Origin of the sequence: Pseudomonas sp. NPDC099000 (assembly GCF_044759925.1) — a bacterium.
Lineage (GTDB): Bacteria > Pseudomonadota > Gammaproteobacteria > Pseudomonadales > Pseudomonadaceae > Aquipseudomonas.
In genome coordinates this window covers 140,349-157,622 of sequence record NZ_JBIWAF010000006.1, presented here as the reverse complement: position 1 = coordinate 157,622, position 17,274 = coordinate 140,349, and the positions used below count along the sequence as shown (strand labels likewise).

Here is a 17,274-nt window from a genome sequence, read left to right as displayed (position 1 = left end):
GTATTTTTTATGTCGTTACGCATCTGCATTCTCGAAACCGACATTCTGCGTCCAGAGCTGATCGATCAATATCAGGGTTACGGGCAGATGTTCCAGCATCTGTTTTCGCAGCAACCCATCGCTGCCGAGTTCACCGTGTACAACGTGATGCAGGGCGAGTACCCGAGTGATGAACTGACTTTCGATGCCTACCTCGTCACCGGCAGCAAGGCCGATTCCTTCGGCACCGATCCGTGGATTGAGACCCTCCGGGCCTACTTGCTGAAGCGCTATGAGCGTGGCGACAAATTGCTGGGCGTGTGCTTCGGCCATCAGTTGTTGGCGCTGTTGTTGGGCGGCAAGAGTGAGCGTGCAACCCAGGGCTGGGGCGTCGGCACTCACAAATACAAACTCGCCGCCAAGGCGCCGTGGATGAGCCCGGTGCGGGAAGAGCTGACGCTGTTGATCAGCCACCAGGACCAGGTGACGTCGCTACCGGAAAACGCCACGGTCATTGCCTCGAGTGATTTCTGCCCGTTCGCCGCGTACCACATCAACGATCAGGTGCTGTGCTTCCAGGGACACCCGGAATTCATTCACGATTATTCTCGTGCGCTGCTGGAGATTCGTCAGGAAGCACTGGGTGAGCAGATCTACACCAAAGGCGTGGCGAGCCTTGAACAAGAGCATCACGGCACTACGGTTGCCGAGTGGATGATGCGGTTTGTGGCGCACAAGCCGGAAGCTGTTTAAACCTTTAAAAGCTTCGCAAGCGGGCTCGCTCCCACATCAGGTTTTCCGTGTTGCGAAGATCCATGTGGGAGATTCTATGTTGCCCGGCAACCCGTTCTCGACTACAGCCACCCCGATCTCTTGAAACTTGCCCACAAACTCACACACCCCACCGCAATAAACCCCAACACGCCAAAATACCCGTAGTGCCAGGTCAGTTCCGGCATGTTCTGGAAATTCATCCCGTAAATCCCTGCCACCGCCGTCGGGAACGCCAGAATCGCCGCCCACGCCGCAAACTTGCGCTGCACCACGCTCTGCCGTGACGCCTCCAGCAACACCCCGACCTCAATGGTCTGGCTGGCAATATCCGCCAGGGTCGTCAGGTCTTCCATCTGCCGAGTGACGTGAATCTGCACATCGCGAAAGTACGGGCGCATGTTCTTGTCGATAAACGGAAAGTTCAGCTTCTGCAGCTCCTCGCCAATCTCGACCATCGGCGCCGCATAACGACGCAGGCGCAAGACGTCCCGGCGCAGGCCATGGAGCTTCTGGATGTCGTGTTCATTCAGCGCGCTGCACAGCACGTTGCGCTCCAGCTCATCGATCTCGGCATGGATCGCTTCGCCCATCGGCTGGTAGTTTTCAATCACAAAATCGAGGATGGCATAGAGTACGAAATCCTCCCCGTGCTCCAGCAACAGCGGACGCGCCTCACAACGCTGGCGGACAAGGGCGTAGGACGCCGAGTGACCGTTGCGGGCGGTAATGATGTAACCGTTGCCGGCAAAGATATGAGTCTCGATGAACTCCAGTTTGCCTTCGTGCCGGATCGGCGAATACGTGACGATAAACAAGGCGTCGCCAAAGGTTTCGAGCTTCGGTCGGCTGTGTTTTTCCAGGGCGTCTTCGATGGCCAGTTCGTGCAGGTTGAACTGGCGTTGCAGGTTGGTCAGCTCCAGGGCATTCGGCTCTTCAAGGCCGATCCAGACAAAGTGGCCAGGCTTTGCAGCCCAGGCAGCGCCTTCGTCGAGGGTGATATTGGTGACTTTCTTACCGGCGCTATAAACCGCAGCAGCAACAACTCGACCCATGATTCAGTTTCACTTCTTATTTGCAGTTGGCAGTGGCAGGCAGTGTTCAGCTTAGCCTTGTCTGCTGCTTGAGAGTCAGCAAACTCTGCAGAGTTCGTACCCAAAAGAAAACCCGCACAGGGCGGGTTTCTTTTTACGCGGCTTGCAGTTGCCGGTCCATCGACTCGATGCACTCGCGCATCTGCTCGCGGCACTGGGCGATCAGCAGGGGCATGTCATCCAGGCTCAATCCCGCCGTAGGAATCGCCGGCAGCGAACGGATCAGAATTTTCCCGCTGCGCCAGCGGTTCAATCGCATGTGTTTGACGTAACTGCTGACACACACCGGCACTATCGGCACGCCCGCGGCGATCGCCATCTGGAACGCGCCTTTCTTGAATGGCAGCAACTCTTCACCGAGGTTGCGCGTGCCTTCGGGGAAAACCCAGATTGACGTGTCTTCATGCTGCAAGGTGTGCGTGGTGGTCAACATCGACTGGCGCGCCTTGTGCGCATTGCCGCGATCGATCAACACATTGCCCGCCAGCCAGAACAACTGCCCGAACAGCGGCACCCACTTCAGGCTTTTTTTGCCGATGCACACGGTGCGGCGAGGCACCACGTTGCCGAACACAAACAGATCGTAGTTGGACTGGTGGTTGGCGATGATCACGCAGCTGTCGGACTTATCCATCAACGGTCCGACATCGGCCTTCACCCGTAAACGCAAAATACACATCGCCGGCCACGCATACAGGCGCGCGCACAACCGGCTGTTGTCCGGGTTGAACGGACGACACAGGCCCAGAATCACCCCAAGCACACCGGCCAGAATAAAGTGCAGGCCCATCAATAACATACGAAACACAAACAGCATTTACAGGCCCCACCGGGACAAAAGGTGGCGCAGTGTACGGATGTGCACTGTTTTCGGCAATTGCCGCTATAGAGGGAGGAGATAGGCGATGTTTGTGCGCATGTTTCCGACTTGTGGGTCAGACGCAGCCTAGAGCGGTTGCAGCCTTTTCAACTAAACACGTAAGAAAAAGCCCGACACGACGGTCGGGCTTTTCTGTGCAGCCTGACTGGGCTTAACCCATGTGTTCCTGGTCCAGGATGATCGCGTTATCCAGCGTATCGAGAAGCGCCTTGCGCACTTTCAGCTTGGTGTTCTTGTGCGCGGTCATGTTGATCTTCTTCAACTGACGCGCCGCCGCCAGCGCTGCACCTTGCAGTTCATCGGCCGACACCACCACGTCGAGGAAACCGGCATCCACGGCGCTCTGTGGATTAAACATCTCACCGTTGATGACGGAGCGGTGGAACGCCGACTTGCGCAGACGATCACGCGCGATCTCGATACCGGCGTGGTGCATGGTCATGCCGATCTGCACTTCGTTCAGGCCAATGCTGAACGGGCCGTCGACACCAATGCGGTAGTCCGCCGACAACAGCAGGAAAGCGCCCTTGGCCACCGCATGCCCAGGGCACGCCACAATAACCGGGAACGGATGCGACAACAGACGACGAGCCAGCGTCGAGCCAGCCGTCACCAGCGCGACCGCTTCTTTCGGGCCGGACGTCATCACCTTCAAGTCATAACCGCCGGACAGAATCCCGGGCGTACCGGTAATGATCACCACCGCACGATCAGTCACCGCCTGATCCAGCGCAGTATTAAACGCAGCAATCACGTCGGGGGAGATGGCATTGACCTTGCCGTTGCTCAAGGTCAGGGTCGCGATACCGTCTTCGAGGTGGTAGGAAATCAACTCACTCATGACGCTATTCCTTGTATGAAAGTTGGGCAGACGTTACCCACCGCGGCAGGCCAGGTAAAGCGCCGTGACTGACCCGCCAGTCACCCTTTCCCCGCCGGGCAAGCGTAGCCCGCCACTCCCACCGTGCATTCCTCTCCTTATAGAAGAGGGTGCGAAGCCGGAGATTGGCAGGTTTGCCATCGCCCGGAACCGACAGGAACGACTAAATCGCTAAGCGCATGAAAATTCTGCAAAAAAAGTTTGCCATCAGAAAAGCTTTCGACTACATTAGCGCGCCTCGACAGACAGAACATGTTTGACGAGATACGGTGAAGTGTCCGAGTGGCTTAAGGAGCACGCCTGGAAAGTGTGTATACAAGAAATTGTATCGAGAGTTCGAATCTCTCCTTCACCGCCAAATTCGATATAACCAGAACCCCTGATTTCGAGAGAAATCAGGGGTTTTGTAGTTTTTGATGATGCCAGACTTGAAAACGGTGTTGCCACCTTTCGCTAAGCGCGAGCGAAGGCTGGCATGGGGGCAGGCTGTGGGTCGCCAATCCAACGATCGGACTCATGCGTGAGTCTCTTCGCCCTCAGGGATCAGACGTACCTCTACACGCCGGCCCAATGCTCGGGCAGCACTTGCCAGCGTGGCTAACGTCATTCCAGAGTCGTTTTGGTCCAGCGCCCGATCAACTGCGGTGCGGCTTGTATGCATTCGTTCAGCAAGCGTTTTCTTGCTGACGCGCTGCAACTTCATAGCTTCAGCAATTTGCCAGGAAATGATGCGTTTGAGAGCTGCGGCGGAAACTTCCTCGGCAAGACCTTGTTCGGCGAGAAAGTCATCAAAGTCAGACCCTATATGCTTGTTCATCTTTGTGCCTCATAGTTTTACTCTGCGTTGTTTGGCCGTCGCCAGGTCTGGTGCAGGTGTTTTCTGGCTTTTCTTGATGAATCCATGCAGCAACACCATGTCGGATTCAGAAACCGTAAAAATAATGCGTGCGATGGTGTCGCCAAGGTCGACCCGGACTTCCCAAAGGCCGATTTCAAGCTTCCGAACGACCGGCATTCCGATGGGCCACCCAAGCTGAACGGTTTTGATCTCTGTCCCCACCATTCGCCTATGGTCCCGGGGGAGATTGGCTAGCCATTCCCGCACAGGCTCATTTCCAGCATCTGTACGAAAAAAGCGGACATTCAGCACTGGCGCTGCATCAGTCATAGGTGGAGTGTACCTAAATAGGTGCATGACGCAAATTTCCGCTAAGCAGCCTGATCAGCGGAACAAATGTTGCGGTCAGCAGATGATTATTCAAAAGACGAAGCGAATCTTTTTAAGGCAACAGAAACCAAGGATTTCTGGCGTCTGAGTTTCTATCTTGGGACTGCAATTGCCCCAAGTGAATCTGCAGAGTCATTTCTGAAAATGATGTAGGACGAATGACAGCGGTGGGGTCTGTGACATTGCTGGCGTTGGATGCGTTGGTTGAGCTTCTGTCCATGTAGTCTTGAGCAAATATCGATTAAGAAGGAATCCCCATGATCACCACCACCACCCACGCCATCGAAGGTCGACAAATCACCGCTTACCTGGACATCGTCAGCGCCGAGTCGGTGCAGGGCGTCAACGTTATCCGCGACTTGTTCGCCGGCATGCGGGATTTTTTCGGTGGGCGTTCCCAGACGCTGGAGCGGGCATTGAAGGAAGCGCGGATTCAGGCGACCGAGGAGATCAAGGAGCGGGCGCGGGCGCTTCAAGCGGATGCGGTGGTGGGGCTCGATTTTGAGATCAGCATGCCGGCCGGCAAGGGCGGGATGGTGGTGGTGTTTGTGACCGGGACGGCGGTCAAGCTGAGGTGAGTGAGGGGATGAATCTGTTTAATTTCCAGGTGGTTTTGTAGGAGGCGACGGGGTCCATTCGTCGGGCATACGGAAATCTGAATTACAAGTCCGGTAATGACCGGCTAGTCTCAAAAGCCTTGGTGGTCGATATTTTTCAGGCAATAGGGCTTGCCGGTATCGATCCCGCTTTGAGAGGGGAAGAGCTATGGCTGATCCGTATATCGAAGACGACGGGGCAGAATTTCCAATCAACAATTGCGTGCAGTGTGGCCAGACGGAGTATGTGGCGGGCTTCGGCGAAGATCCACTCGAGACCAGCAAAGTGAAATCCGCAGCGACCAAAGTATTCAAATCGAAATTCAGGCCCAAAGTGGTGCCGCCCACGAAGTAATGATCAACCGGACGAACCCCGCCAATGAGTGGGGTTTTTTAGTTTTAGAGGGGGTCGATATTCGGAAATGGCCCACAGACCAACGTTAATTTTTCTGTTGATGTTTTTTCACAAAGTTTTCACACCCGCCTACGTAGTCTCAGCTCATCCGTTAGAAAGCAGTACCCTAGCCCGTTCCCCAGCGGGCTTTTTTTTGCCTGTCATAAAACCTTTTCCATAAAAGCTGTCCAACCGTCGCCAATGGCGAGGAGGGGCGATTTTTGTGTGGACGTTTCTTCCTCGAAAGCATTCAATCCCCGGCTTTTCGGTTTCCCCTATTTTTGAGGTTTTTCGTCATGCGTTTAACACTGCCTGCTCTGGTTCTGGGACTTCTGGTGACTCAAGGTGCGATGGCTGCCGGTGATGGCACTGCTGCGATCGGTGGTGGTCTGGGTGGTGCGTTGGGTAACGTGGTCGGCCAGAGCATGGGCGGCAGCACCGGCGCGGCAATCGGCGCGGGTGTTGCTGGCGCAGCCGGCAGTGCCGTGGCAGCACGTAAAGGCAGCCGCACCAAAGCGGCCATTGGTGGCGGTGTCGGCGCGGCCGGTGGTTCGGTGATCGGCAACAGCCTGGGCGGTAAGACCGGTTCGACCATCGGCGCAGGCTTGGGCGGCGCATTGGGCGGCGGCGTGGGCAGCAATCTGGCCAAGGGTCACAAGCGTCACTGATCCTGATCGATGAAATCGAAAAGCCCGGCGAAATGCCGGGCTTTTCGTATCTGGATGTTTCGTTTTCACAGACTTCGAGTTTGCAGCTGTCCAACCTTCATCGCTGGCCGGATTCAGTGCGTGCAGGTGCTAGACTCACGCCCATCCGTAGCGCGTACTTTTACCCCCGATACGGAATTTGAGGTTCATATCATGCGTTTGACATTGTCCACGTTGTTTCTGGGACTTTTGGTCGCTCAAGGTGCAATGGCTGCCGGTGACGGCACTGCGGCAGTTGGCGGTGGTATTGGCGGTGCACTCGGTAACGTAGTGGGTCAGCAAATGGGCGGGAGCACAGGCGCAGCGATTGGTGCCGGTGTTGGCGGCGCTGCGGGCAGTGCAGTTGGCGCGAACAAGGGCAGTCGCACAGAGGCCGCGATTGGCGGTGGATTAGGCTCGGCGGGCGGCTCGGTGATCGGCAATAGCCTCGGTGGTTCTACCGGTTCGACCATTGGCGCAGGCCTGGGTGGCGCAGCAGGTGGGGCGGTCGGCAACAACCTCGGCAGCGACAATGGTGGCTCACATTCCGGGGGCGGCCATAAAAATAAACACAAAAACAAGCACAAGAATAAACATCACTGATTCGATATAGAGTTAAAGGAAGCCCGGCCCAGGCCGGGTTTTTCGTGTCTGCCTGCAGCACTCCGGAACGTTTGGTCGCACGCCGCCTCGAACGTCATACACCCCTACGTTGTGAGGACTGCCATGACTCCTGAAACCGAAGGCAAAGAAGAAAAAGGCCCGAGCGGGCTTCCGTTCATCAATGACCCAGGCAACGAAGATCCGGGATCTTTGATGGATGATGCGACGGTCCCGCTCAATGATTCCGATGACGCCGGGGATGTGGGAAACCTCGAGAATGAAGAAGATGAAGAAGACGAAGATTGACCCGTGTGGTGGCGCAATCGACCGATCGTCTCTCTGATCGAACGCAAGCATTGCCCAGCCCTCGAAATTTCAGGGCCTGCTTTTCAGGCCCTTCGAGAGGTGCTTTATGAACGCTGATCCGAAAGTCGACGATGTCGACGATGTCGACGACACCCCTGAATACCCGCTGCCTTCGCCCACCGATTCCTTGAGTCGCGATCAACGTCCGCCTGACGATGACACTGCGGTTGAGCAAGTGCCAATTAATGATGTGAAGCGCGGCGATGTTGAGGCTATCCCCGAGGATCGGGACACTGCGAGTAACGATGGTTCTGGTGAGGCGAGCGGAAAAACCATTCATCGATTGAGCGGCACCTTTAAAAAGCCAGCGCTGCCAGAAATCAGGTACGCACCTTTTTAAGGAGATGCACCATGACCAGATCAAAATTGATGGTCCTGACGGTGAGCAGCGTGTTGTCGATCAGTTCAATGGCGGCGTTTGCTCAATCTTCCGGCGCGCCGGTTGATAAGGGCGGGATGCCGCCGTCTACTGAAATGAATGCGGGTTCTGGAGACGGGAAGACGCTGCCGCCTGGCTCTATAGGCGGTGGAAATGCGGGGGATGCGAACGGGAGTAGCACCAGCCCGGGGGCGGGAAGCGGGTCGATGAGCGGTGGAAGTTCGACTGGGAGCGGTTCTGGCGGTGGGTCTGGAGGATCCGGTAGTTCTGGTGGTTCGGGGATGGATGGTGGTGGGAGCGGTGGGAGTTCGGGGAGTGCGGGAGGAGGGACGGGGAGTGCTGGGGGTGGGACTGGTGGTTAGGGTGGTTAGTGTGAGTTCTCTGTGGAAGATGAGCCCAGTTCAAGCTGGGCTTTTTCAGGATATGTTATTTTGTTAGGTACTAGTTGGATATATCGGACTCAACCCATCGCATGAAAAAATCCTCCTGGACCTTTGGGTCACACGTCAGATTGTTATCCTCATAATCGAAAATACTCACTAAATCTCTTCTTGATGCTGTTTTTCCGAGTGTCAGTTCATAGGCTTTTACGCCCAACGACATCTGGGAAGACATAGTAGAGGGATGTACGTTTATTTTTGCACCTTTGCACAAAAAAATCACATCGCAATGGTCTTCCCTAATATGTCCTAGGCATTTAAAGAAGTCGTCGCCCGCGTATACTTTTCGATATCCGTCTTCCATAACCAAGGTAATGGTCAGGTTTTCTGAATCACAGAGTAGTTTCACTGACTGACGCTCGCCGTTCTTGATTATCGCAATCTCCACGCTGTCCAATCTCTATTTCCTGTTCGGATTTAATGTGGTGTGGCCAGCTGGGCGACCATTAGCACCTATGGGTGTGACACCAAGAATATCTTCTCTTTTGACTCCACCTTGAATTGCGATCTCTCGCTCACTACTAAACTTATATTTTTTGCCTAGTTCCGATATTAGGTCTCTTCCAGGGATCATCCGGATCGTGTACAAAAAACCACTCCTCATATTGAATTTCGTCGCAAAATCGATTCCAACGTCTCTCACCGGGGTGGTGCTTACAAAATTACTCGGAGGCTTGTTACTGTCAAGGGAATGGAGAAGCAAGTCATTGCTGTCGCCCTTAGCTCTAAACCCTTGCTCAAATATCTCATCTGGGTGGCGACCGTCTCCACGATATAAATACTTTTCCTCCGAATATGACGGGAGTCGGGCTTCCCCTTGATCAACCTTCGCCTTCCCCGCCGGATCCTCATCCCCAAACGAAGGCTTCTTACATCCATCCGCTCCAGGACAATCACTCAACCCCAACGGATCAACCCACCCCGTCGGGTTCCGCGTGTACTGATATCCGTTTAACCCACCCGCCAACTTACTCGGATCCGGCGTCAGATACCGTCCCACATCCGGGTTGTAGTACCGGTGCCGGTTGTAATGCAGTCCCGTCTCCGCATCGTAATACTGCCCCTGGAACCTCAATGGCTGATCCAGAACCTGATGGGTATCGCGATTGAGGCGAGTCAGGCGGCCATAGGCGGTGTACTGGGCAGCCCAGATGATATCGCCGCTGTAGTCGGTGAGTTCTTGCGGTGTCCCAAGGTGGTCGAGTTGGTAGTAGAACGGGCAGGCCTGGCGCGGGCCTTTGCCGTCGAGCATGGCCAGCGGGCGGAAGGTGCCGGGTTCGTAGAGGTAGCTGCGGTGGTGATCCTGGCTGTGTTCGGCGACGAGGAGGTCGCCTTGCCAGAAAAATTCGGTGGTTTTGCCGTCGACGGTTTTGCTGATGCGGCGGCCGAATGCGTCGTAGCGGTAGCTGGCGGTGTTGCCGTTCGGGAGAGTGGCGCCGATTAATCGATGCTGGCAGTCGTAGTGGTATTCGGTGACGAGTTTTTGTGCGGCACCGCGGCGCTCGCGGATCAGGTTGCCGAAGGCGTCGTAGTCGAAATGGCGATCGCCTTGCATTAGCAGGCGATTGCCTTTGACGGTGGCCGGGCCGGGCCGGTCCTGCATCAACAGGTTGCCGGCGGGGTCGTGGGCGAAGCTTTCGGGCTGCTGGTCGCGGGAGTGGCGGACGCGGATCAGTCGGTCGAGCGGATCGTATTGATAGCTGCGTTGGCCATGACGGGTGTCGGCGATGTGCTCGAGATTGCCGTTGGCGCTGTAGGCGTAGTCGCGGCGATACAGTGGCTGCTGGTGTTGGCTGACGGCGTGGCCTTTCAGGCGGCCTTGTTCGTCGTAGTCATATTGGTTGAGCAACAGGCCTTGCCGGCGTTGAATCTCTCGGCCGGATTGGTACGTGTGGCTTGTAAGGCGTGTGCCATTGAGATCGATGGCTGTCAGCACACCGCCCTTGGCGTGGTGATAGTCGAGTTTGCTGTTGTCCGGCAGACGCAGATGATTGAGTTTGCCGCAGGCGTCGTAGGCATAGCGCAGCGTGCCCCAGCCCTGATGCTCGGTGATCAGCCGATTCTGCTTGTCGTACTCGAACTCCAGCGGATGGTCGTGGCCGTCATCGACGCTAGCCAATCGACCGAGGCTGTCATAGCGATACTCGACGTTGACACCATTGGGCAGGTTTTTGACCCGCAGGCGCCCGGCCATATCCCGCTGGTAACTCGTAAACAGCTGCGAGCCGTCATCGCCGAATTCGGTTTTTTCCAGTAGATGGCCGTTGCGGTCGTAGGCATACGCTGTGCGCCGGCCATCGAAGCCTATTTCCTGTCGGATCAATCCGCCGGGCGTGTAGTCCAGTCGATAGTGTTCGCCGGATTCGTTTTCGATTTCCGTCAGGAGCAGCCGGGCGTTGTCGTAGCGATAACGCAGCTGCGTGCCATCGGGATTGATTCGGCGGCTGACCAGATGCAGGTCATCGTCGTATTCAAAACGGGTGACGCGCCCCAGTTCATCGCGTTCGGCGGTAATTTTGCCGTAGGCGTTGTAACTGAACGCGCGGCTGGCGCCTGTAGGAAAAATTGTCTGGATCAGTCGGCCAACGACGTCCCATTGGTATTGAGTGACGGCGCCGTATTCGTCCTGACGGGCAATCTGTCGACCCAATACATCGTAGGAAAAACGCCGCTGACTGCCGTCCGGCAATGTCTCTTCGACCAGTTGCCCGATTGCATCCCGCACGAACACATGACGGCTGGTGTCCGGGTAACGGATAGACAGCAGCCGTCCTTGAGCATCGTAGTGGTAGTGAGTGATGTGGCCGTCGGGATCGATGGCCTCGGTGACATCCCCCTGAGCATTGCGCCGGTATTTCCACACCGCTTTACCGCGATATCGCGCATGCAGGAAACCGTAGCGATATTCGTAGGACGTTGGCTCGTCTTCCGGTGGAATCAGCGCGATCAGCCGCCCGACCTCGTCGTAGCGATACTGGGTGATTGCCCCTGATGGACCGCGCTCGGTCGTCAATCGACCCTGGTCGTCGTAGGCCTTGAGATGCTCGCCGCCATCCGGCTCAACCCGACGCACCAATCGCGCCTTATCGTCATGGACATAAACTTCTTCGCTGCCATCGGCGTTTTTAACCAACACTGCGCCGTCGTCATCCCAGGCATAACGCGTATCCATCTGCGAAAAAGTCGCCCAGTGCCTGACACATCTGGCAGCCTTGCCAGACCTTTCCCACTCCCAGAAGTAACTGGCCCCACCGGCCAGTTGCCGCTGGAGAATCACGTGTTGGTCGTCGTAGTCGTATCGCTCGCTTTCGCCGGCGGCATTGGTCGCTTCGATCAAGCGGTGACGGGCGTCGTACCGGTAGGCAATCAGCGTTTGCTCTGTACGCCAGGCATCCACCAACCCGTCGGCGGGATGAAATGACTGATATTCGATCGTCACGATGTGCCGGCGCTCGTAACGCAATAGCAGTGAACGTCCCGCGCCGTTGTCGATGCGTTGAATGCGATCCTGACGGTCGCGGGTGATGTGAAGCCGGTTGTCGTAGGCATCACTGATGGTCGTCAGCCGACCATTCACAAAGTGATAGAACCGCGCCGTCTCACCGGCCAGTGCGAGGACCAGTTCTTCAGGTTTGTTCCCCAGGTAAATCGCGGCCCGGGACAGGCTGTTATGAATCGCCGGACGCGAAAGACTGGGCAGGGGAAACGTCGTGCGACGGTTTTCATGGTCGGTCCAGACGACATGTTCTGCGTCCAGCTCCAGACGATGCGCCAGCGAATGACTCCAGCCCCAACCCAGCCCGCAATCCATTTCCACGGCGCTGGTTCGGTACATCCGGGTAAATGCGAAAGGCAGCAAGCCGTTCAGCGAACCCTCGTCGAGTGTCAGCAATTCTTCGCCGGTGACCATCGACACCGGGCAACCGTTGGTGCAGGTCAGCGGCCCGCAATCGGCGCTGTCGCCGTTGGGGTTCTTCGCTTGATCGGCAACGTCGTCACGGTGTTCCTGGCGGCCCAATCGGGTCATGGCTGCGGATTTGTCGCGAGCGATGGCGACCGGATTCTGCACCAGCAAAACCGGCGCAGTACCCGTGCTGATCTGCAACGGCACGGCGGGTGCGGGTTTCAGCGGAGCATTTCGGACATTGACCGCGAGGGGTTTGAGTACGCCCGCGTGGGTCGTCAGGTCGGATTTGGTGCCAAGCCCGGCCAACCTCAGGCTCGCGGCGGCCAGCCATTTGCGCGCGCGCTCGGATTTGACCTTGTCCAGCACCTTGGCGCTAATGCCGAGCTTCAGTCCCGTAGGACCCGTGAAGCGCGCCAGCAGGAAGCCGATCAATATTCCCGTGCGAATCTCCGCCACGACTTCGGCGATAAACTGTGGTGGCAACATCCGCAACCAACTGGTGATCGCCGCCAGATGAATGAACAGCAAGGGCTCATCACTCAACACCAACAATAGATTGGCGATGGATTGCGCTGAAGCGTCCAGCAGCGTTTCAAGTTCGGTTTCGGTCAGGTACTCAAGGAGCTTTTCACTGTTGGCCTGCAGGTTCGCGATCAGCTCGTAGATCTGCTTCACGTCATCCCACAGCCCGTTCAGGGAATTCTCTAGACCGCGCCAGTCGGCCTGTTGCAGCAGGCCGTAGCGTTTGATGAAGCCGGCCTCGGCGAACTCGGTCCACGAGGGTTCGAACTCGGTCGCCCACTCGCTACGCAGCCAGCCTTCCAGATCGCTGATAACGCCTTGATAAGAGGCGTAGAGCGCTTTGACATGATCCGCAGAAACGTTCGGAAAGAAGGTGATGCGGTAACGCAGGCTGCGTTCGCACTCGGGGATTTCGAGGATGCCGCTGGGGCCGATCTCGTGATGGACCGGCTCGCCAAACGTGCCGTCGGCGATCATCGGCTCAAGCATCACCGGCGTATTGCCGATCGGCACGAACCGCGCCGAGTCGAACATGTGCACAAGGGTCAGGGGGCCCGCTGCCGGGCATGCGGCGACGGTCGAACTGACAGGGGTGGTGGAATTCTTCGGCGCCACCAGGCGGACTTCGTTGCCGACCTTGAACACCTGCTCGATATCCAGCGCCTTGCCGGTCCAGAAACTCTCAGCCCAGGCGTCGTATTCATTGAGGCAAAGCCGAAAGTCACCGAGCAGCGCTTCGACATTCGGCTGCTCGGGGTCCATGGCGGCAACCACCAGCAGGCCGATGGCGTTATTCAAGGCCAGTACCTTGTCAGGTACGAACATTCGCAGTCCCTCGCGCAGATCAAGTTTGAGCGCGAGACTTTGCTTGGGATCAACGGGTAAAGAAGTCGGGAAAGGAGGCGTTTTATGTAGGGAAAATCGCTAAATGACGACGAGCACTTTTGTATCTGTGAGGGATTGCCCGTTGCCCGATGGCAGCCGCGCTCGCTATGCTGCTGAATCCTTTAATCGATCACGGACCCGGCCGCACCTGAGCCGCCTCTGGGATGTCATTACAAAACGGATCAGATGCGATGAATGCACCGCTGAATGAATACGGCCCGATCAAGGCCGTGATTTTCGATATGGACGGCTTGTTGCTGGACACCGAGGGCATTTATACCGAGGTCACGTCCATGATTGCCGCGCGCTACGGTCGGGTCTTCGACTGGAGCATCAAACAGAACATCATCGGCCGTGGCGCGGGTGATCTGGCGCGGTACGTGGTCGAGGCGCTGGAGCTGCCCATCACCGCCGAAGAGTTTCTGGTGATTCGCGAACCGCTGATGCGCGAGCGTTTTCCTAAAGCGCTGGCGATGCCCGGCGCCGAGGAACTGGTTCGGCACTTGAAAGCCAACAACATTCCGATCGCGGTCGGCACCAGTTCTTCGCGCCAGTCATTCGGCCAGAAAACCACCTTGCACCGCGACTGGTTCGCGTTGTTCGACTTTGTTGTCACGGCCGATGACCCGGAAGTGGGCGCGGCCAAACCGGCGCCGGATATCTTCCTCACGGCGGCGCGGCGCCTGGGCGTTGCGCCCGAGGATTGCCTGGTGTTCGAAGATTCGCCGTTCGGTGTCACGGCGGCGAAAGCGGCGGGGATGACCGCGATTGCAATTCCCGACGCGGCGATGGCTGACGAAAAATACGCACACGCCGACGGCATTCTTCGTTCGTTGAAGGCGTTCAAGCCGAGTGCTTGTGGTTTGCCAGCCCTCGAATGGGCTTAAAGCTGCTTACAAGAAAACGCCGGCAACCTGATCAGGGTTGCCGGCGTTTTTTATGCGTGATTCAGAACATCAGGCGCCAAAACCACCGTCGATGGTCAGGCTCGCCCCTGTGATGTAACCGGCTTCCGGCCCTACCAGGTAGGCAACGAAACTGGCGATTTCTTCGGCTTTGCCGTAACGCCCCACAGCCATCAGCGGGATCAGGCTGTCGGCGAAGTCACCGTCGGCCGGGTTCATGTCGGTGTCGACCGGGCCCGGTTGCACGTTGTTGATGGTGATACCGCGCGGACCGAGGTCGCGGGCCAGGCCTTTGGTCAGGCCGACCAGCGCCGACTTGCTCATGGCGTAAGGGCCGCCACCGGCGAAGGGCATGCGGTCGGCGTTGGTACTGCCGATGTTGATGATGCGACCGCCTTCAGTCATGTGTATGGCGGCGGCCTGGGTGGCGATGAACACGCTGCGCACGTTGATGGCCAGCGTCTGGTCGAAATCTTCGAGTTTGAAATCCTCCAGTGGTGCAACGGCCAGCACGCCGGCGTTGTTGACGAGGATGTCCAGGCGGCCAAAGGCTTCAACGGTGGCGTTCACGGCGCTGCGAATGGCCTCGGCGTCGGCGCTGTCGGCCTTGATGGCGAGGGCTTTGCCGCCATTGCCAGTGATGCTGTCTTGCAAGGCTTCGGCCTTGGCTGTGGAGCTGACGTAGGTGAAGGCAACGGTCGCGCCTTCAGCGGCCAGGCGTTTGACAATGGCGGCGCCGATGCCGCGGGACCCGCCTTGAATCAACGCCACTTTGCCGCTGAGGTTCTGAGTAGTCATAACGATCTCCGAAGTCCCGAGGCGAGATGTCTCGGTTGATGGAGGCTAGTATCGATTGCGGATTACACGCTGTGTAGACGGCAATTGCGATAGTCTGTGTAAACCAGAAGTTTATAGTGGCGCCTATGGAAACCTTCAGTAGTATCGAATGCTTCGTACGCAGCGCGGAGGTGGGCAGCTTCGCCGAAGCCGCGCGGCGCCTGAGTCTGACCCCGGCGGCGGTCGGCAAAAGCGTTGCAAAGCTTGAGGCCCGGCTGGGTGTGCGACTGTTCCAGCGCAGCACGCGAAGCCTGACGTTGACCGAGGCCGGTCACCTGTTTCTCGGTGAAGTCAGTTCCAGCCTGCACACGATTCAGAATGCGGTGGCCAATCTCGCCAGCGCCGAGGGCAGACCGGCGGGAACACTGAAGGTCAGCATGGGCACGGCCTTCGGCCGTTTATATGTGGTGCCCTTGCTGGGCGAATTTCTGCGGCGTTTTCCGGCGATCAATCCGGATTGGCATTTCGATAACCGTCAGGTCGATCTCATCGCTCAGGGTTTCGATGCGGCGATCGGTGGCGGATTCGAGCTGCCGCAGGGCGTGGTGGCGCGCAAGCTGACGCCGGCGCATCGGGTGCTGGTGGCGTCAGCTGGGTATCTGGCGGCGCGGCCTGTGATCGTCGAGCCCGATCAACTCAAGGACCACGACGGCATCCTGATCCGCTCGCCACAAACCGGTCGGGTGCGTTCCTGGCAATTGACCAGTCGTACTCAGCAACACAGCTCGCTGACGCTTAAGGCGCGAATGACCATGAGCGATTCGGAAGCGGCGTGTGCGACGGCGGCACAGGGGTTGGGCATTGCGTTGGTGAGCATGGCGTTTGCTGTGGGGTATCTGGAAGCCGGGACGTTGCAACGGGTGTTGCCGGACTGGTACGTCAACGACGGCAACATTTCTATTTATTACGCGGAACACAAACTGCTGCCGGGCAAGACCCGGGCGTTTGTGGATTTCATTATTGAGCAGTTTGCGGAGCAGGGGTTGGGACAGCGGTTCAGTGCTCTTTGAGCCAGGCTTGGGACCGACGATGAACGATAACGCGGTCTACCACCCGAACCGCCCCGGCCAGCCAATAATGTTCTTCGGCCGCGGCGTCGCATAAGTCCGCACCTTGGAAGCCCGCTCCCACAGGGAACCTCATAGGGGTTTGAAATCAGGATTTAGTGATGATATTCCCCGCATGCAACCCGCATTCTTTCTGCGTCGCTTCTTCCCACCACCAACGGCCTTCTCGTTCATGCTGGTTCGGCAGCACCGGGCGGGTGCAGGGTTCGCAGCCAATGCTGATGAAGCCGCGCTCATGCAGGCTGTTGTACGGCAGTTCGAGCATGCGGATGTAACCCCAGATCTCTTCGCTGGTCATTTGCGCCAGCGGGTTGAATTTGTAGAGGGTGCGTTCCGGGGTGGAGAACGCGGTGTCGATTTCCATCACCGCGACGGCGCTGCGGGTGCCCGGGCTCTGGTCCCGACGCTGGCCGGTGGCCCAGGCAGTCACGCCCGACAGCTTGCGCCGCAGCGGCTCGATCTTGCGGATGCCGCAGCATTCGCCATGACCGTCCTTGTAGAAACTGAACAGTCCTTTTTCCTTCACGAACGGTTCCAGTTTCGTGTAGTCCGGGGACACCAGTTCGATGTCGATCTTGTAGTGCTCGCGCACCTGATCGATGAAGCGGTAGGTCTCCGGGTGCAAGCGGCCGGTGTCGAGGCTGAACACCTTGACGTTCTTGTTCAGCTTCCAGGCCATGTCCACCAGCACCACGTCCTCGGCGCCGCTGAAAGATATCCACAGGTCATCGCCAAACTCGGCAAACGCGAGTTTCAGGATGTCCTGGGCGGATTTGTTGGCATAGGTCGTGGCGAGTTCCACGACATCGAACGATGGGCTCATCAGGGCGGCTTCCTACAGGTCGGTGGCGCTGG

16 protein-coding genes, 1 tRNA gene and 1 pseudogene are annotated in these 17,274 nt (G+C 57.5%); 10 read left to right on the top strand and 8 right to left on the bottom strand.

The features are described 5' to 3' along the window. The first annotated feature begins 9 nt into the window (after nt 1–9). Complete coding sequence (locus tag ACIQV9_RS10385; RefSeq protein ID WP_403100810.1) at nt 10–732, top strand: amidotransferase; 723 nt, start codon at nt 10–12, stop codon at nt 730–732. 101 nt (nt 733–833) lie between these two features. Here the strand turns inward: ACIQV9_RS10385 and ACIQV9_RS10380 are convergent, their stop codons facing one another. The 3 genes from ACIQV9_RS10380 to ACIQV9_RS10370 form a co-directional block, all read right to left on the bottom strand. After that, on the bottom strand, nt 834–1,805 hold the full coding sequence (locus ACIQV9_RS10380) for a magnesium and cobalt transport protein CorA (protein ID WP_403100807.1): 972 nt from the start codon (nt 1,803–1,805) through the stop codon (nt 834–836). A gap of 133 nt (nt 1,806–1,938) precedes the next feature. Continuing rightward, on the bottom strand, nt 1,939–2,661 hold the full coding sequence (locus tag ACIQV9_RS10375) for a 1-acylglycerol-3-phosphate O-acyltransferase (RefSeq protein ID WP_403100805.1): 723 nt from the start codon (nt 2,659–2,661) through the stop codon (nt 1,939–1,941). Nucleotides 2,662–2,875: 214 nt separating this feature from the next. Then, entirely contained in the window at nt 2,876–3,565 is a 690-nt protein-coding gene (locus tag ACIQV9_RS10370; RefSeq protein WP_403100802.1) for a crotonase/enoyl-CoA hydratase family protein, read from the bottom strand. Nucleotides 3,566–3,872: 307 nt separating this feature from the next. Here ACIQV9_RS10370 and ACIQV9_RS10365 point away from each other — a divergent pair. Next, nucleotides 3,873–3,962, top strand: a tRNA-Ser gene (locus ACIQV9_RS10365). Between the two features lie 156 nt (nt 3,963–4,118). Here the strand turns inward: ACIQV9_RS10365 and ACIQV9_RS10360 are convergent. Further along, on the bottom strand, nt 4,119–4,421 hold the full coding sequence (locus tag ACIQV9_RS10360) for a Fis family transcriptional regulator (protein ID WP_403100799.1): 303 nt from the start codon (nt 4,419–4,421) through the stop codon (nt 4,119–4,121). Between the two features lie 9 nt (nt 4,422–4,430). Beyond that, nucleotides 4,431–4,772, bottom strand: coding sequence for a type II toxin-antitoxin system RelE/ParE family toxin (locus tag ACIQV9_RS10355; protein WP_403100796.1), 342 nt, complete (start codon nt 4,770–4,772; stop codon nt 4,431–4,433). 317 nt (nt 4,773–5,089) lie between these two features. Between ACIQV9_RS10355 and ACIQV9_RS10350 the strand changes: the two genes are divergently transcribed. The 6 genes and pseudogenes from ACIQV9_RS10350 to ACIQV9_RS10325 all read left to right on the top strand — a co-directional run. Beyond that, nucleotides 5,090–5,410 (top strand): YbjQ family protein, encoded by a 321-nt coding sequence (locus ACIQV9_RS10350; RefSeq protein WP_094471420.1) that lies wholly within the window; start codon nt 5,090–5,092, stop codon nt 5,408–5,410. 187 nt (nt 5,411–5,597) lie between these two features. Continuing rightward, nucleotides 5,598–5,783 carry a hypothetical protein gene (locus ACIQV9_RS10345; protein WP_131062468.1) on the top strand — a complete coding sequence of 62 codons (186 nt, stop codon included), beginning with the start codon at nt 5,598–5,600 and terminating at the stop codon, nt 5,781–5,783. A 335-nt stretch (nt 5,784–6,118) separates the two neighbouring features. Beyond that, entirely contained in the window at nt 6,119–6,490 is a 372-nt protein-coding gene (locus tag ACIQV9_RS10340; RefSeq protein ID WP_010456583.1) for a hypothetical protein, read from the top strand. 192 nt (nt 6,491–6,682) lie between these two features. Beyond that, a complete protein-coding gene (locus ACIQV9_RS10335) occupies nt 6,683–7,111 on the top strand; it encodes a glycine zipper domain-containing protein (protein WP_403100792.1) in 429 nt (142 codons plus the stop codon). Between the two features lie 123 nt (nt 7,112–7,234). Beyond that, the gene (locus ACIQV9_RS10330; protein ID WP_403100789.1) at nt 7,235–7,417 is read left to right on the top strand and encodes a hypothetical protein; all 183 of its coding nucleotides are present in this window, start codon (nt 7,235–7,237) and stop codon (nt 7,415–7,417) included. A gap of 106 nt (nt 7,418–7,523) precedes the next feature. Beyond that, a pseudogene (locus ACIQV9_RS10325) lies at nt 7,524–7,742 on the top strand (hypothetical protein); the annotation flags it as partial. Nucleotides 7,743–8,696: 954 nt separating this feature from the next. On the opposite strand, the gene ACIQV9_RS10320 reads toward ACIQV9_RS10325, so the two are convergent. Next, nucleotides 8,697–13,550, bottom strand: a complete 4,854-nt coding sequence (locus tag ACIQV9_RS10320) for an RHS repeat-associated core domain-containing protein (RefSeq protein WP_403100786.1) — start codon at nt 13,548–13,550, stop codon at nt 8,697–8,699. Nucleotides 13,551–13,801: 251 nt separating this feature from the next. Here ACIQV9_RS10320 and ACIQV9_RS10315 point away from each other — a divergent pair, with 251 nt between their 5' ends. Next, entirely contained in the window at nt 13,802–14,497 is a 696-nt protein-coding gene (locus ACIQV9_RS10315; protein ID WP_403100784.1) for an HAD-IA family hydrolase, read from the top strand. A 69-nt stretch (nt 14,498–14,566) separates the two neighbouring features. On the opposite strand, the gene ACIQV9_RS10310 is transcribed toward ACIQV9_RS10315, so the two are convergent. After that, nucleotides 14,567–15,313, bottom strand: coding sequence for a 3-oxoacyl-ACP reductase family protein (locus tag ACIQV9_RS10310; RefSeq protein WP_403100781.1), 747 nt, complete (start codon nt 15,311–15,313; stop codon nt 14,567–14,569). 125 nt (nt 15,314–15,438) lie between these two features. Here ACIQV9_RS10310 and ACIQV9_RS10305 point away from each other — a divergent pair, with 125 nt between their 5' ends. Continuing rightward, nucleotides 15,439–16,362, top strand: coding sequence for a LysR family transcriptional regulator (locus tag ACIQV9_RS10305; protein WP_403100779.1), 924 nt, complete (start codon nt 15,439–15,441; stop codon nt 16,360–16,362). Between the two features lie 145 nt (nt 16,363–16,507). On the opposite strand, the gene ACIQV9_RS10300 is transcribed toward ACIQV9_RS10305, so the two are convergent. After that, nucleotides 16,508–17,242: a phosphoadenylyl-sulfate reductase gene (locus tag ACIQV9_RS10300; RefSeq protein ID WP_403100776.1), complete on the bottom strand. Its 735-nt coding sequence runs from the start codon at nt 17,240–17,242 to the stop codon at nt 16,508–16,510. Between the last annotated feature and the right edge of the window lie 32 nt (nt 17,243–17,274).

Excerpts from the sequence above, each read along its gene's own strand:
- ACIQV9_RS10320 (WP_403100786.1), bottom strand. The coding sequence starts at position 13,550 with ATGTTCGTACCTGACAAGGTACTGGCCTTGAATAACGCCATCGGCCTG.
- ACIQV9_RS10345 (WP_131062468.1), top strand. The coding sequence starts at position 5,598 with ATGGCTGATCCGTATATCGAAGACGACGGGGCAGAATTTCCAATCAAC.
- ACIQV9_RS10375 (WP_403100805.1), bottom strand. The coding sequence starts at position 2,661 with ATGCTGTTTGTGTTTCGTATGTTATTGATGGGCCTGCACTTTATTCTG.
- ACIQV9_RS10300 (WP_403100776.1), bottom strand. The coding sequence starts at position 17,242 with ATGAGCCCATCGTTCGATGTCGTGGAACTCGCCACGACCTATGCCAAC.
- ACIQV9_RS10360 (WP_403100799.1), bottom strand. The coding sequence starts at position 4,421 with ATGAACAAGCATATAGGGTCTGACTTTGATGACTTTCTCGCCGAACAA.
- ACIQV9_RS10310 (WP_403100781.1), bottom strand. The coding sequence starts at position 15,313 with ATGACTACTCAGAACCTCAGCGGCAAAGTGGCGTTGATTCAAGGCGGG.
- ACIQV9_RS10370 (WP_403100802.1), bottom strand. The coding sequence starts at position 3,565 with ATGAGTGAGTTGATTTCCTACCACCTCGAAGACGGTATCGCGACCCTG.
- ACIQV9_RS10330 (WP_403100789.1), top strand. The coding sequence starts at position 7,235 with ATGACTCCTGAAACCGAAGGCAAAGAAGAAAAAGGCCCGAGCGGGCTT.
- ACIQV9_RS10385 (WP_403100810.1), top strand. The coding sequence starts at position 10 with ATGTCGTTACGCATCTGCATTCTCGAAACCGACATTCTGCGTCCAGAG.
- ACIQV9_RS10315 (WP_403100784.1), top strand. The coding sequence starts at position 13,802 with ATGAATGCACCGCTGAATGAATACGGCCCGATCAAGGCCGTGATTTTC.
- ACIQV9_RS10335 (WP_403100792.1), top strand. The coding sequence starts at position 6,683 with ATGCGTTTGACATTGTCCACGTTGTTTCTGGGACTTTTGGTCGCTCAA.
- ACIQV9_RS10340 (WP_010456583.1), top strand. The coding sequence starts at position 6,119 with ATGCGTTTAACACTGCCTGCTCTGGTTCTGGGACTTCTGGTGACTCAA.
- ACIQV9_RS10305 (WP_403100779.1), top strand. The coding sequence starts at position 15,439 with ATGGAAACCTTCAGTAGTATCGAATGCTTCGTACGCAGCGCGGAGGTG.
- ACIQV9_RS10350 (WP_094471420.1), top strand. The coding sequence starts at position 5,090 with ATGATCACCACCACCACCCACGCCATCGAAGGTCGACAAATCACCGCT.
- ACIQV9_RS10380 (WP_403100807.1), bottom strand. The coding sequence starts at position 1,805 with ATGGGTCGAGTTGTTGCTGCTGCGGTTTATAGCGCCGGTAAGAAAGTC.
- ACIQV9_RS10355 (WP_403100796.1), bottom strand. The coding sequence starts at position 4,772 with ATGACTGATGCAGCGCCAGTGCTGAATGTCCGCTTTTTTCGTACAGAT.